The organism is Bacillus sp. Au-Bac7 (genome assembly GCF_021341655.1).
In the GTDB taxonomy this organism is placed as follows: Bacteria; Bacillota; Bacilli; order Bacillales; family Cytobacillaceae; genus Niallia.
The window spans coordinates 1,191,353-1,205,301 of record NZ_JAJTTG010000001.1; the positions used below are offsets into that span (position 1 = coordinate 1,191,353).

A 13,949-nucleotide genomic window follows, 5' to 3' on the forward strand; every position below is an offset into this window, starting at 1 on the left:
AGATATTCCGTTTTTTTGTCGGCTTCGATTGGAAGCCTGGCGCTGCTTTTTTTGCTTCCGGATTAACTACGGCCACAAGCTGTACCTCCTTTATAGAAGGATGCAGTCTGCATCCTTCCTCTTTTATAGGTGATTATTGATTCTTTTTGTAGTCATCATAATATTTCTGCATGATTTCAAGATTTTCCGGCAAGCCTGTTTTTTCCACATTTTCTAAATAAGCGTCCCACTCTTTTTCAATTCCGCCTTTTGTAATCCATTGCGAATATTTCGCCATCGCTAGATTCATTAGGTTTGTATTGTTAAGACTTAGCTTGGAGTTGTCTTCTTTGCTGTATTTAATAAACATGCTAGGAAGAACATCATTTTCCACATCAATAGCATCAAGTGCCGGCTGCAGAGGCTCTGTTTGCTTACCGACTGACTGCATATCTGTGCCAAGCTCCAGCTTAATATCATCTGCCACATACATTGGTCCGTTGTCTGCCCATGTTGTTGTCCATTTCCAAGTGCCTGGATCCATGTTCGCATCCTTAGGCGGCAAAACTTTGTAGCTGCCGTCTGCATTTTCCTCAATATTAGTTCCGAGTGAACCGAACAGAACCTGCATGCTCACTTTAGGATCGTACAGCTCATTAATAAATTTCAATGCAGCTTCTTTATTCTTCGACTGGGAAGATAAAGTAATCATGTTAACACCGTAATTAAGACCGTTATAGTCGTAATCCCATGACACTTGCTCATTAGCATCTGCTGTTACCTGCAATGGCGCCATAGAAGCATACTGTGGTGCCAGCTCATTTCCGAATCTGTCTGTCACTTCCCAGCCAAACGTATATCCAACTCTAGCTGTCTCTTTATCGCCTCGGGCAACAGATTGGTATTTCGTATAGTCTTGTGTGAATACTTCTTTGTTGATTAAGCCTTCTGCATAGCATTTATGCAAAAACTCAACAAGCTCCCTATAGCGCTCGTCTGTCAGGAAGTTCTTCACTTTGCCGTCTTCTGCATAGTAGCCTGCACCGCTGGCATCTGTCAGTGTAATGCCAAAGCTTCCTAAGAGGACTGTCGGCTGAAAGAATCCAAATCCAGTTGTACCTGTAGGTGAAAAGTCTAACGGGATTTCATCGTTTTTGTCGCCATTACCGTTCGCATCTTCATCTTTGAATGCTTTTAGGACTATATATAATTCATCCCAATTTGTCGGCATTTCCAAGCCGAGATTATCGAGCCAATCTTGGTTGATGAATTGCCTTGTCGCAGTTCCCGGCCAGAATCGCTGATATTTTGGAAGTCCGTAAATTTGCCCGTCAAGCTGTGTCGCTATCGCTTTTGTTTCCGGCTTTGCATCAAACATTGCCTTTACGTTCGGCAGACTGGAGTCAACGTCATCAGATAAGTCCTCAAACAATCCTGGAAATTGAACATAATCAGCGTCTGTAATTGCATTAGGACCGATGATCAAGTCTGGTACATCACCGCCGGCAAGCAGTGCGCCCTTCTTCTGATCCCAATCTGCTGTTACTTCCTGCCATTTAATATCAATACCGAGGCGTTCTTCAACATCTTGAAGCCATTCAATTTTATTCACATCCTGTGTTAATGGATGCTTTGTTATAAGTGCTGTAAGCTGCGGCTTCCCATCCTTTGTGACGGCTGCTTCTTCCTCTTTGTTTGAACAGCCTGCTAAAACAAGAGCGGCAAGTGATGCTGCAAGAAAACCATACCCTAATCTTTTCATCTTGTTTTCCCCCACTAATAAATTTTTTGGCGTTTGAACAAACAGCTAAAGCGGTTCTATGTTTTACCTCCTTTTTTAAGATTAATATTTATATGTAAAATGTGAACGTACACGAAAAACCATGTCCATTCTACATATACAATCACCAGTGCTAATAACATACTTTCAAAAAAAATGATAGGTAACAGAGAACGTGAATAAAGTGAAGGTTAAAATTGTGAACGTACACGAATTGAAAAAAGAGAAGAGGCATGAACTTACATGAGACTAAGATGAGTAATTTCTTGTGGGTAAGGGCTTTATGTTGAGTTAATGATAACGCTTTCTTTTTTGAGCGTCAATATGCTTTTATCGCAATCTTTCCGCCATTTTCCCAGCAAATCTGGCAAAAAAACACTGACTTGCTACTAAATGTTTACAATTATCTGGTGCTCTGCCTTTATTTCTTGTCGAAGTTTCAAAGAAAGAGCCATTTTTTGTGGTATTAAACTTATAAAAAAGGGACTGCAAAAAAAGCTGTGCGAAAAACTCTTTTTAGCCCCTTTCTAGCTTGTTAACGATTGCTTTTCATGTAGTCCAACGTTATTTTTATGCCCTGTTTGTAAGAGGTTCTCGCAAGCGGGCCAATTTGTTCTTCATATTTTTTACCGCTTAATAGTACTGGCTGTTCGTACAGATACATCATTTCAATCAATTCCTTCATGAACGGATTAAACAAAGCCATGAACTTAATCATTGTTTTTGATACAGTTCTAAAATTTTTGCTGTAATTCCATTCCGTTTGTAGGAGTTCTTTCATTTCATTGCCTGTTATTGGGGACACGCCGGGAATATTCCAATTCTGATTGTAAGCATTCTCCCGTAAGGCAAGCTCTATCATTGCCTTTGCCCCGTCTTCTGTAAACAGAAATTCCTTTGCTAGTGAAGGAGAGCCGATAAAATTGGCGGTTTTATTTAAGGCAACGTTTTTTAATGTTTCATTAAGCACTGTATTTCCCGCATTTGGTCCGTAGAAATCCGGCATATGAACGATCAGATATGGCACACCGCTCGTCTTGATTACATTCTCCATCTCCAGACGAATACTGCCTTTTTTCGTATGCGGTTCTTTTTTCGCAGCCTCATCTATCGGACTGTCTGTTTGCCTGCCGTAAGCGTAGATGTTATCAACAAGTGCAAATTTAGCTTCTTGACCTTTTGCTGCTCTCAGCATGTTTTTTAGTGCGAGCGGATGTGTCGTCTCCCATTCTTGATAAGGGAAGCTAATAGCATGGAACAACACATCAGCACCGTCTGCTGCATGAATGATATCTTTCTCCAATAAAGCATCCCCTGCTCGCACCGCTACACCTGGCATATTGTTAAATAGTTCTTTAAGCTTTTGCTCGCCTCTGGCAAAGGCAATTACTTCAATATTTCTGCGTCTAAGCTCTTGTACGAGTGCATACCCCATTCCACCTGTTGCTCCTGCTACTAACGCTTTTTTCATGCCCTTCTCTCCCTTAACCGTTTTATTAACCACTGGTCAATTAAAAGTAAAAAAATTGTTTTAGCTCATGGAAGAGCTAAAACTATGCATGACTTTCCAATCCTTGTATAAGGAATTGCACATGATATTCTGCAGCCGTTTTTGCTTCTGCAAATCCACCGACAACACCGTGATAATGGGAAACAAAGCCATGAAGTGACAAAAATGCAGACCAGATCCCGCTCAACTTTAGCCTGTTGGCTGAAAGAGCTTGAATAGCCTTAGCAAACTTTTCATAAGAAAGATTGGCAGCTTCCCGTGATAAACTGTCCACTTCCCTCTCCCGCTGCATAAACATCATTTCATATTGACTTTGATTGTCGAGGCCAAATTCAATAAATCTGAGCATCAGCTTGTGCAGCTTTTTCATATCTTGTTCCTTTCCATGTAACGTTTCCTCAATAAGCTGATTTAATACAGCAAACCCTTCATCGACTATTGCATAAAAAAGCGCTGCCTTATTTTTAAAATGATAGTAGATAGCACCGTGACTGCAGGCAAGCTCCTTTGCAATGCTGCGCATGGAAACTTCTTGATAACCTTTTTCCACAAACAGACTCCTTGCCTTTTGCACGATAATATCCCTCGTTAATTCTTGTGTTCCTGCTTTTCTGGGCGACATATGCTGCTCCTTTTATTGACCATCGGTTAATAAGATTATAACACATCTTCCTGTTTTTACAATAATCGGTAAAAAAATATATTGCTGGCTTTTCACCTCTGCTGTACGAATTTCCACCTGTTTAACATCGGAAGCGGCACGGAAAGCACGCTTCAGCTTTTCTAATAGCAATTGGCGTGAATTACTGGCTTATCCATTCCTTCGTTTTCCATTTGACAAACAATTGCTTATTTATAGAAGTTAACTTCCTTTTTTGAAACCTTTGCTGCAAACTTTTTTGATGCTGTCTTTTATTAGTCATTGAATGCGTAAAATTATTTTCAAGCTGCTTCCTTCCTTTTCCAGCATGATTTCTGCTGCTTTCCTAATATTACATGTAAGACTTTTTTAGAAGCCTTCTTGATTACGAACGTTTGTTCTGATATATTAAACACTATAAGGAGATGATTTTCATGATACGAGACAGAGGGGCGATTAAATGGACAGCAATGATGCTGCCAGAGCATGTCCAAAGCGTTAAAGAAGCGCTGGCAGAAGATAAGAAACTAACCCAGCCTATCCTTGACGAGGACCAGATCCGCGAAATGGAGCTGCTTATCCTTGAAAGCATGGAACACGGCTGGAGCCTTCATTGTGAGGTTTTCAAAAATGGTGAAATCCGGCATGTCAGCGGCCATGTCGTATATATTGATCATCTGAAACAGGAAATTCGCATTCAGGATGATTCAGACAATATTCATCCGATTCCTTTCCGCAGCTTAGTAAACATTCAAAAAGATTAAAAAAGGAGATGCTTTCGTGTGTTTGATTATACTCAATTTCCAAACCGCTCGATTCTGTGCGTGGATATGAAAAGCTTTTACGCAAGCATTATCGCCGTTCATGAAGGCTTGGACCCCCTCACCTGCCATCTTGCAGTTGTCGGCAATACAGATCGCACAGGCAGTGTCGTCCTCGCAGCATCTCCTGCCATGAAACGAGATTTCAAAATTAAAACCGGCTCCAGGCTTTTCGAGATACCTGACGATCCAAAAATTAAAATTTTTAATCCGCGCATGGGCTTGTTTGTCCGTGTATCAACAGAGATTACGAAGCTGTTCTTCCGATATGTTCCGCCATCAGCCGTTCATACATACTCTGTGGACGAAAGCTTTCTGGATGTAACCGGCCTTGAGAAAATTTGGGGCACACCAGAGGAAATAGCGAGGCAAATCCAGCAGGATATCCTTTTAGATTTCGGCTTGCCGTCAACGATTGGCATCGGCCCTAACATGCTGATGGCAAAGCTTTGCCTTGATTTGTCTGCAAAAAAGACAGCGAACGGCATTGCAAGCTGGACGTATGAAGACATTCCGGAAAAGCTGTGGCCTGTTTCCCCGCTCCGGGAAATGTGGGGCATTGGCAGCCGTGTGGAAAAAACACTGCACAGTATGGGGATATTTTCTGTCGGTCAGCTTGCCCGCTATGATTTGGCCTTGTTGGAGAAAAAATTTGGCATAATGGGCAATCAGCTCTACCACCATGCTTGGGGAATTGATTTATCCGAAGTCGGTGCACCGATTATGCAGGGCCAGATCAGCTACGGAAAAAGCCAAGTTCTGCTGCGCGACTATAAGGATGAGAGCGAAATTAAATCGGTCATTCTGGAAATATGTGAAGAGGTGGCAAAAAGAGCGAGGGCACACCACCATGCAGGAAGAACTATCAGCTTTAGCCTGGCCTACAGCAAAGAGGAGTTCGGCGGCGGATTCCATCGGTCGCGGACAATTGACAAGCCGACTAATATCACGATGGATATATACCGTGTCTGCTTGGAGCTGATGCGGGAGAACTATAATGGCCAGACTGTGCGGCAAATCTCCCTTTCTCTCGGAAAGCTCGAGAAGGATACAGAGGTTCAGCTCGATTTATTTGATACAAACAGCTGGAAAAAGAGAAAAATCGGCTATGTGGTTGACAGTATCCGCAACCGTTACGGTCCTGCCTCCCTGCTGCGTGCTGTTTCCTACACCTCTGGCGGGACTGCCAAACATCGAGCCAAGCTTCTTGGCGGCCATATAAAATAAAGGAATTGCCTGTTCGCTCAGCGAAAATAACAAAATGGCAAAGTCTTTAAAAGGAGGTACCCTTGCTATGTTCCTAAAAAAAATCTCACTTCTGGCAGACAGCATGCCAAAAAGCAGCTATCCCTTTTCCATCCCAGCCCTTAAAAATTTACGGGAATTGAAATTAACCAATAAAGTAACCTTCTTTATCGGCGAGAATGGCTCAGGCAAATCGACATTGCTCGAAGCGATCGCCGATAAATGCGGCTTTCATACAGCAGGAGGTGGGAAAAACAATTATTATGAAGTGCATTCTGCTAACTCTGATTTAGGTGACTATATTCGGTTATCTTGGATGCCTAAAATTACAAACGGCTTTTTTCTGCGCGCTGAATCCTTTTACCATTTCGCGACATATCAAGATGAACTGGAAAGTGACAAATTAACGCGTACTAACTACCGAGCTTACGGCGGCAAATCTTTGCTTGAGCAATCACATGGCGAATCCTTTTTAGCTCTTTTTCAAAACCGCTTTAACGGGCAGGCCATCTATTTACTCGATGAGCCCGAAGCTGCGCTTTCACCGCAAAGACAATTAGCCTTTATCCGTATTCTTTATGATTTGGCTGAGTATGAAGATTGTCAGTTTATCATTGCTACACACTCCCCTATCCTGCTTGGATACCCAAACGCATCCATCCTAAGCTTCGACGATGGCGAAATAAAAGAAATACAGTATGAAGACACAGACCATTACCAGTTAACAAAGTATTTTTTACAGCACCGAGAAAGGATGCTAAGTGAACTGCTCAAAGACGATGAATAATCATCATGACCTCTAATGGATATTCTTCTAGAAATAGGAAAATATAAGAATATCTTCATCTACACAAGGAGTCATTTATGATTGGTATGCTAGCTGCCATTATTCTTTTTAATGCTGTCGTCTATTTTATAAAAAAGCGTTTAACCTGGAACCAAATTTTGCATATATGGATGTTTACCATCGTGTTCCAGTTGATTTTTGATGTATATATTGATTTGAAATACCATGCCTATTGGTATTTGTCAAAAGGGATTGACTGGCTGGCAATTCCCCAGCTATTTTTATTGGTGCCTCCTGTTAATATTATTTTTTTGAATTATTATCCATTCAAAAAAAAGCTAAAATCAAAAGCTGTTTACATTGCAGTTTGGGCTTGTGCCATAGTCTTGTATGAACTAGTAACATTGCTGCCAGAGCCTTGGGGCTATTTTCATTATGGCTGGTGGAAGATATGGTACTCCATTTTGTTAGATCCTTTTCTGCTCATCATCGTAGTCAAATACTACAAATTTATTTGCCGTTTGGAAGCAAAAGCAGAAAAACATGCACCAACTTAAAAATGAGTATAATTTCTCAGTTGAAGAAAAAAAACATTTACAAAAAATTAATATGTGATAAAAGTCACCCCTTAGGAATCCAGGAGCTGCATGCGTTTTCCTTGACATTTCTTCGTATAATGATAGAATCGACTTGGGCAAATTTTACGAAAGTAAAAGACGCAAAGCCACGGGCCTAAAGCAAAAGCAATGGCAGCCGGGTTGCAGATAAAGAATGTGAGGCCGCGAAAATTAAGGATAGAAATCCCTGATTACGCAGCCTATTAAAGAACGACACTTCCTGTCTAATTTGCCTTAATAAATTAGAAAAGAGGAGAAGTATGTTTTATCCAACTGTTCTTAATGAAAAAACCAGCCTTCGACATATCGTGAAAGATAGGCAGTATTGCATGTGCGGTTCTAAGTATAATCCATATGCAACACTTGAAAAACGTGATTTTAAACGGATTGAATTTAAGCAGGAGCATGAAATTTCTTGCCCTAGCTGTAAAAGAATGTCTCATTAAGTGTAAAAAGGGAGCTGATGTCAGCTCCCTTTTCCTAATTTATGCAAAAAAAAAGAGCATCTTAACGAATGCCCATAACGCTTATATACTCTCTAAAAAAAACGCGTAAATCCTTTTCCTCATTGTGCAGTTCATAACTTTCCAATCTCAGTTTGGCTAATTCTTGCTGCAGGCTCTTGTTGGTTGAATCATGCTGGAGCTGTTTTATAATTAAAATCGACTTGGCCTTTGTTTCAAATTGGGCTTTAGCCAATAACTTCATTTCGTTGATAAAAGAGTCTTCTTTTAACATTTAAACACCTCCTATATATTCACTTCGACATTTGCTATTCATTTCCTTTTTTTTTCGCAAAAGTATCTTTTTTTCTTCCATCATTTTTTAGTACTTTAAACCCATAACATTTTTTTGTAATACAGGAAAAAAATACCTTAGCAACTACTTTCATAAGAGCTACAATAAAAATACAAACATAGACATGCTTAAAATATTTTTAAGGAGGATTTCTATGATTAAATCTTTTATTTGCTATATGCGCAGGTATCACAAATTCGACTATTATAATGATAGATGCAAAACTTGCGGAAAACTTAGAAAGCATCCTTAAAAATACAGAGCCTTTATAAGCTCTTTTTTTTTACAAAAAATTAGTAGAAAACAATGTTTAGTGGGGCCGGCGCTAGGGAAAAATGGGATAAATGATACTTATGAGAGGTGTTAATATGTCTTCCTTGAGACTCTTAAGTAATCAATCCTTGCTTCTCGCCTATCGGCATGCCCTTCGTTTACAGCTTGATCCAGCATTTACAATAATGCTTAAACAGGAAATAAAAAGGCGAAGACTTATCCGTATCGTCTATAAAGAAAACGAGAAATTTCTCTCTGAGCAACCTAAAAAAGGGCCAATCTAAGAAGCAGGAATTGGTGAAATGAATCAAGCTTTTAAAAAAAGAATAAAATTACGAAAATCAGCCCATACTATAAACAGGACTTGTAGCTCAACGGATAGAGCGACCAGGTTGTTCTAACATGAGAACAGCTTAGCGTATTTTGCGGGTTCAAATCCCGCCAAGTCCTATTTCCCTCCAATATACTCTCCACACTTCTATAGGTGATACAATGTCTATTCCTTAGTACTAACCGGTATTTTCCAAACAACAAAGCGCTGTCAGTGGTGGATAATTAAAGAAAATATCGCATTTTGACTGGCTATCCTTGTCGGCACAGTTTTTACCTTCTATTTTACATATAAAAATTGTCTCTTTACTTAGTGACAAACTTAATTGTCGGTGCTGGACTTTTTTTTGCTTTAAGCAAAAGGTATGAACACTTTATCAATTGGTGAATATCATGACGACTGTAGTCGCTGTTCTAATTTATCTATAACAAAGATGGCAAGGTGAAAGAGCGGGAAGAAAACGCCTCCTAAACGAGGCGTTTTTTGTGTATTTCCTACGATTGCGCCATTGCCCGGGAAATCTGCAAGACTTTTCAGATTATTTTTCTATTAATACAGTTTTAGCTTGGTTAGAACGGATAGAGAGAGAGAAACTATTGTCATATATAGGAAGCAAAGATTCAATATTTTCATTTAATTGACAGAGCCAGGCTTGTTTCAGGCTAGCGGCGTTGAAGCTGACAGAAATTTCGCCTTCGGTTGCAGCAGGGTTATACATCCGCACTATGAAACCGTCGCAGTTTTCTGCTTTTTTTAATGTACTTAACACCTCCGTTCCAGTTCCCTTTTCCTGAAGCAAACTGAAGCATAATGGCGTTTGCTTGTGTGACGAGTTAAGCTTCATCGCATGATAAGGAATTTTATTATATGTTTCAATAGGGGTTCTGAATTCTTTAGAGATTCTTGCTGTATATTGTGTGCCTTTACTGATGGAAATAGCAAATTCGACGTTAAGAATGCCTTGCATTTGCGAATCAGGTGTAGGAAGCTTGATTCCTGAAGGGCGTCCTGGCCTTCTTACTAAATTCTCCTTGCCAAGGTAACCAACACTGCGTAAGAGCGTTAAAGCAATCGTGTCAAAATGGTCTCCTATAATTTCATATTCTCTAATGCTGTTTGTAATAGCGCTAACCGTATAATGCTTATCATACAGGCTTACATAGGACAGCATTGGATAAATCGCATCAGGCCGCTCATCCCAATCTTCTTCCTCCCAGCTGTGCATCGCTGGATCGCTAACACCTCTTTTAATAGACCCAAACTGATTATCTGCAACAGAAAAAGCAGCAGCAATCTTTGTAGGAATTAACGTCCGTAAACGATAATCCTTTGCCTGATTATTAATTTCTCCAGACACTTTGATTATTTGCTGATCAGTAGGGATGATTATTTTCCAAGTTATCTCTGTGAGTGAGCTGTTTATATGCTTTTTTCTGTCCTCAGCGTCTTTTGGAACAGCGATTTTGACTTTCATATCTATTCGCGCTTCTAAGTCATTTTGGGAAATCGCATAAGAAGTGACAGCATGATGATGAACAACAGGCTCCTCTGCAAACACAGGAGAATAATCATACTCATCTCCATCATCGCCGGACGTTTCTAAAAGCAGCACATTACAAAATGTTCTGTCCATACTCTTATCATAAATAGTCAACGTCCCATTGAGATTAACGGTAATTCGATAAAATGGTGTTTCAACAGTATCCTTCTCAACGAAGGATACTTCTTTTTCTTTGTCCATTGGTACAACAAAAAAAGTTTTGTAGCCCATAGACGGAATAGTTGACTTAAATTGAATATGATAACGCCAAAAGGGTTCATAGTTTCCGTAATGAACAAGCTGCCTGTCAATCAAGCCAGGGTCCACCATTTCTTTAGCTATCATTTCAAACGGCACCTCATAACCATCTGCATCTTCTAAAATAAAGGAGCGATGTATCGTTGTAATCACTGCATTTACCGTATCATGTCTGCTATAAGGAAGAAGATTAAAGGCTGTGAGCAAATCCTCCTCTCGGTCTGTATCAATAGAATCAGTAATTTTCCGCTTATAGAACTCTATCAATCTGTCTGTCTTTTCTTCTGCCAGCAAAAAACGATTTTTTATTTCGGCATGAACTTTGTCAGAACAGCAGCAGCCAATACTGTCATGAGCATGATTTTTCAGGATTTCTTTCCAAATCAACTCGATTAAGCCATGATGATATTCAAATCCTAAAGAATAAGCGATAGCTGCTAATGGCTCAAGAATATCGACTAGCTTATTTTCAATTCGGGTATTGGCTGCCTTTATATCCATTCTGCTTGAATAAATGCTGCGATGAACTCGCATGTATTTGCCATCAAGCAACTCACCTTTTATAGTCGGCAAATGCTGCGCTAAATCTGCAAAACTATCTTGATAGCTGCTTAATAAAAACTGTCGATCTGGATAGATTTCTTTCAAGTTCTCGATAACTTGAAAGATATTTTTCTGGATTGGCATCTGGTCATGGCCATTTGGCAAAATAACACTCCCATTCGTGCTGCCTTTGTCCAATATTGGCAAATATTTATCCATTCTTTCGCGGAGTGCCACCTTGTTTTCTGGCAAATATTTGCCGATTGCATATCCTAACGGCAGCAGCTGAACAAGTACTTTGGAGCCTTCATCACTTTCCCAGTAAAATTCAGTTTTATCCGTTCCGTGCCGTTCAGAAGCTCCTCTCCAAAAAATAAAATGCTTCATATCAAAGCCATTTAATAGCTGCGGCATTTGCGATGACTGGCCAAAGGAATCAGGCAAATAACCGATCATCATTGCCTGGCCAAAGGCAGCACAATCCTTTAAGCCGTAAAGTAAATTACGGACAATCGACTCTGCTCCAACAATCATTTCATCTGTTTGTGTATACCAAGGTCCAATGAACAGCTTCCCCTTTTGCACAAGCGTTGTTATTCTGTTGCGGTTTTCTGGTTTTGCTGCTAAATAATCTTCTAAAATAGCTGTTTGGCCATCTAGCAGAAATGCTGGATAATCTGGGTTGTTTTCGAGCATTTCGAAAATTTCCTCCATGTTGTTTACAAGCAAGATCCGCGATTCTTCTGTTGAGAAATACCACTCTCGATCCCAGTGCATATGTGGGATAATATGTACTTTCTTCATCTTTCCCCTCCTGTTTCTTTGCTGAGTTTTCTTTGCCTGCTGATGATTAAAAGTGCTGTTGAAATACATGCTCCAACACATGCTGCGCCAAGCCAAATAAAACCAGCCATAAAGATTGATTTTCCTTGCAATAAGGCTAGAGAGAAAATCCCTGCTCCAGGGACGTTCAAGCCAATTTGCGAGCTGGCTACAACGGCGCCGGTAACTGCGGAACCAGCGATTAAGGACGGGATAACCCGAAGAGGATCGTTCATCATAAACGGAATCGCTCCTTCTGTAATCCCTGCTAATCCAAGGAGCCATGTTTGTTTGCCGATTTCCCGTTCTTGCTGATTAAAGAATTTCTTGCCAATAATAGTAGCTGCCGTTACAGCGAAGGCAGAAACCATTTTAACGGAAGCAAACGCTGCATAAGGAATAAAGTTGCCACTTGCCATCGCACCAATACAAAATGTGTAAGCAGCTTTATTGACAGGACCTCCCAGATCAAACGAAACCATCGCACCAATGATGGCCCCTAAAATAATGGCATTTGCGCCAGATAAATCTTCCAGCCAAGCATTGAGAGCTTGATTCAGCCATGCTAAAGGCTCGCCAACTACAAACAGCATGACAGCGCCAACGATTAATGTTCCTGCAACTGGATAAACCCAAAAACTAATAAAGCCAGCAAATATTCCATTCGTTTTAAATCTGTGCTTAAACCATTTGAGCAAAAATCCTGCCAGAAATCCGCCCAGCATCCCGCCTAAAAACCCGCTGCCAATTAAATTAGCTGCAATTCCCGCAGCAAAGCCTGGGGCAAGTCCCGGTTTATCCGCGATAGAATAGGCCATATACGCTGATAAAATCGGAATCATCAGCTGCCCGAGCATTCCGCCGCCAAGCTGCCTTAACAGCCACAGCCATGAGCCTTCAAGCTCATATACATCCTGTAATCCAAATGCTTGTGCTATTAATACAGCAGCAGCCAAGGTCATTCCTCCTGCGACAATAACAGGTATGATATAAGAAATACCTGTCAGGATGGAGTCTTTTACCTCTGTTTTAAAGGATTTGTTATCTGAGCTATCACTGTCGTCTGTCTGCGCATAACTATTTTTTTCTGCTGGCTGCCGTTCTGCTATGTTAATGGCTTTAGTGATGATTGCAGAGGCATTTTTCAGAGGTGCAGCAACATTTGTCTTCACTTTAGGCAAATGGCTGTATCGCTGCTCGTCTTTAATAGCCACATCGTTTGCAAAAATCACCGCATCTGCTCTATTTAAATGAGCATTCGTATGCATGTCTTCCACACCATTGGCACCTTGCTTCTCAACCAGCACAGCAACACCCAGCTCCTTGCCTGCCTGTATTAATGCCTCTGCTGCCATATACGTATGAGCCATGCCTGCTGGACACGCAGTAACCGCTAAAATCGTTTTGCTAGTCCCCGGTAGTTCAAAAGATTTTTGCTCGTCCGTGTTATCAAGCTGCTGCCATAACTCAACAGGGCTTGCCGCATTCAATAACCGGTGTTTATAGTCGTTATCAAATAAACGTTTCATAAACTCAGAAAGTAATGTTAGATGAGTAGAACCTGCTTTATCTTCTGGAATCGCCAGCATAATAACCAATTTTACTTCATTGTCTGGATTGACACTTTCCCAATCCAATAACGGCACTTTAACTGTAGCAATTGCAAAAGCTGCTTCTTTTACAGCTGTTGATTTTCCGTGCGGGATTGCAATGCCCCCCTCAAAACCTGTCGGTGACAATTGTTCCCGCTCCAGCACAGAATTAAGAAATTCTTGTTCAGAATATAGCTTTCCTTCCTTGTAGAGCAAATTCGTCAAAAACTCAATTGCCTGCTGCTTCGTTGCAAAATTTTTGTCGGTACACAATAAGCGGACAGATGTTAAGTCTCTTAACTTCATAGAACTAACCTCCTTTTTTGAAATCGATTTCATTTTTTCGGTTTAATACTAACAAAAAAAACAAGAAGAGCAGCTTTTCTTCTTGTTTTTACACAAATAAAAATTGT

General features: G+C 40.5%; 11 protein-coding genes, 1 tRNA gene and 1 riboswitch. Of the genes, 6 read left to right on the top strand and 6 right to left on the bottom strand.

The annotated features are described in order from the left end of the window. Nucleotides 1-133 precede the first annotated feature (133 nt). The 3 genes from LXM54_RS06185 to LXM54_RS06195 form a co-directional block, all read right to left on the bottom strand. On the bottom strand, nucleotides 134-1,741 hold the full coding sequence (locus LXM54_RS06185) for an extracellular solute-binding protein (protein WP_233314203.1): 1,608 nt from the start codon (nucleotides 1,739-1,741) through the stop codon (nucleotides 134-136). Nucleotides 1,742-2,294: 553 nt separating this feature from the next. Next, nucleotides 2,295-3,230, bottom strand: coding sequence for an NAD(P)H-binding protein (locus LXM54_RS06190; protein WP_233314204.1), 936 nt, complete (start codon nucleotides 3,228-3,230; stop codon nucleotides 2,295-2,297). A gap of 82 nt (nucleotides 3,231-3,312) precedes the next feature. Further along, entirely contained in the window at nucleotides 3,313-3,891 is a 579-nt protein-coding gene (locus LXM54_RS06195) for a TetR/AcrR family transcriptional regulator (protein ID WP_233314205.1), read from the bottom strand. A 452-nt stretch (nucleotides 3,892-4,343) separates the two neighbouring features. Between LXM54_RS06195 and LXM54_RS06200 the strand changes: the two genes are divergently transcribed. The 4 genes from LXM54_RS06200 to LXM54_RS06215 all read left to right on the top strand — a co-directional run bounded on the left by LXM54_RS06200 (nucleotide 4,344) and on the right by LXM54_RS06215 (nucleotide 7,319). Next, nucleotides 4,344-4,673, top strand: coding sequence for a YolD-like family protein (locus LXM54_RS06200; protein ID WP_233314206.1), 330 nt, complete (start codon nucleotides 4,344-4,346; stop codon nucleotides 4,671-4,673). Between the two features lie 18 nt (nucleotides 4,674-4,691). Then, on the top strand, nucleotides 4,692-5,957 hold the full coding sequence (locus LXM54_RS06205) for a Y-family DNA polymerase (protein WP_233314207.1): 1,266 nt from the start codon (nucleotides 4,692-4,694) through the stop codon (nucleotides 5,955-5,957). 67 nt (nucleotides 5,958-6,024) lie between these two features. Continuing rightward, nucleotides 6,025-6,762 carry an AAA family ATPase gene (locus LXM54_RS06210; RefSeq protein ID WP_233314208.1) on the top strand — a complete coding sequence of 246 codons (738 nt, stop codon included), beginning with the start codon at nucleotides 6,025-6,027 and terminating at the stop codon, nucleotides 6,760-6,762. Between the two features lie 77 nt (nucleotides 6,763-6,839). Next, the gene (locus LXM54_RS06215; protein ID WP_233314209.1) at nucleotides 6,840-7,319 is read left to right on the top strand and encodes a hypothetical protein; all 480 of its coding nucleotides are present in this window, start codon (nucleotides 6,840-6,842) and stop codon (nucleotides 7,317-7,319) included. Between the two features lie 126 nt (nucleotides 7,320-7,445). Next, nucleotides 7,446-7,528: riboswitch (cyclic di-GMP riboswitch) on the top strand. A 358-nt stretch (nucleotides 7,529-7,886) separates the two neighbouring features. On the opposite strand, the gene LXM54_RS06220 is transcribed toward LXM54_RS06215, so the two are convergent. Then, nucleotides 7,887-8,117: a hypothetical protein gene (locus LXM54_RS06220; protein WP_233314210.1), complete on the bottom strand. Its 231-nt coding sequence runs from the start codon at nucleotides 8,115-8,117 to the stop codon at nucleotides 7,887-7,889. Between the two features lie 428 nt (nucleotides 8,118-8,545). Between LXM54_RS06220 and sda the strand changes: the two genes are divergently transcribed. Both sda and LXM54_RS06230 read left to right on the top strand, forming a co-directional pair. Then, on the top strand, nucleotides 8,546-8,734 hold the full coding sequence (gene sda / locus LXM54_RS06225; RefSeq protein WP_233314211.1) for a sporulation histidine kinase inhibitor Sda: 189 nt from the start codon (nucleotides 8,546-8,548) through the stop codon (nucleotides 8,732-8,734). 76 nt (nucleotides 8,735-8,810) lie between these two features. After that, nucleotides 8,811-8,900: transfer RNA gene (locus tag LXM54_RS06230), tRNA-OTHER, on the top strand. A gap of 419 nt (nucleotides 8,901-9,319) precedes the next feature. Here LXM54_RS06230 and mngB read toward each other — a convergent pair. Further along, a complete protein-coding gene (gene mngB, locus LXM54_RS06235) occupies nucleotides 9,320-11,926 on the bottom strand; it encodes a mannosylglycerate hydrolase (protein ID WP_233314212.1) in 2,607 nt (868 codons plus the stop codon). Beyond that, entirely contained in the window at nucleotides 11,923-13,842 is a 1,920-nt protein-coding gene (gene mngA / locus LXM54_RS06240) for a PTS 2-O-a-mannosyl-D-glycerate transporter subunit IIABC (protein WP_233314213.1), read from the bottom strand. The genes mngB and mngA overlap by 4 nt, the downstream gene beginning before the upstream one ends. Nucleotides 13,843-13,949 lie beyond the last annotated feature (107 nt).

Excerpts from the sequence above, each read along its gene's own strand:
- LXM54_RS06215 (WP_233314209.1), top strand. The coding sequence starts at position 6,840 with ATGATTGGTATGCTAGCTGCCATTATTCTTTTTAATGCTGTCGTCTAT.
- LXM54_RS06195 (WP_233314205.1), bottom strand. The coding sequence starts at position 3,891 with ATGTCGCCCAGAAAAGCAGGAACACAAGAATTAACGAGGGATATTATC.
- LXM54_RS06190 (WP_233314204.1), bottom strand. The coding sequence starts at position 3,230 with ATGAAAAAAGCGTTAGTAGCAGGAGCAACAGGTGGAATGGGGTATGCA.
- LXM54_RS06220 (WP_233314210.1), bottom strand. The coding sequence starts at position 8,117 with ATGTTAAAAGAAGACTCTTTTATCAACGAAATGAAGTTATTGGCTAAA.
- sda (WP_233314211.1), top strand. The coding sequence starts at position 8,546 with ATGTCTTCCTTGAGACTCTTAAGTAATCAATCCTTGCTTCTCGCCTAT.
- LXM54_RS06185 (WP_233314203.1), bottom strand. The coding sequence starts at position 1,741 with ATGAAAAGATTAGGGTATGGTTTTCTTGCAGCATCACTTGCCGCTCTT.
- mngA (WP_233314213.1), bottom strand. The coding sequence starts at position 13,842 with ATGAAGTTAAGAGACTTAACATCTGTCCGCTTATTGTGTACCGACAAA.
- LXM54_RS06210 (WP_233314208.1), top strand. The coding sequence starts at position 6,025 with ATGTTCCTAAAAAAAATCTCACTTCTGGCAGACAGCATGCCAAAAAGC.
- LXM54_RS06200 (WP_233314206.1), top strand. The coding sequence starts at position 4,344 with ATGATACGAGACAGAGGGGCGATTAAATGGACAGCAATGATGCTGCCA.
- mngB (WP_233314212.1), bottom strand. The coding sequence starts at position 11,926 with ATGAAGAAAGTACATATTATCCCACATATGCACTGGGATCGAGAGTGG.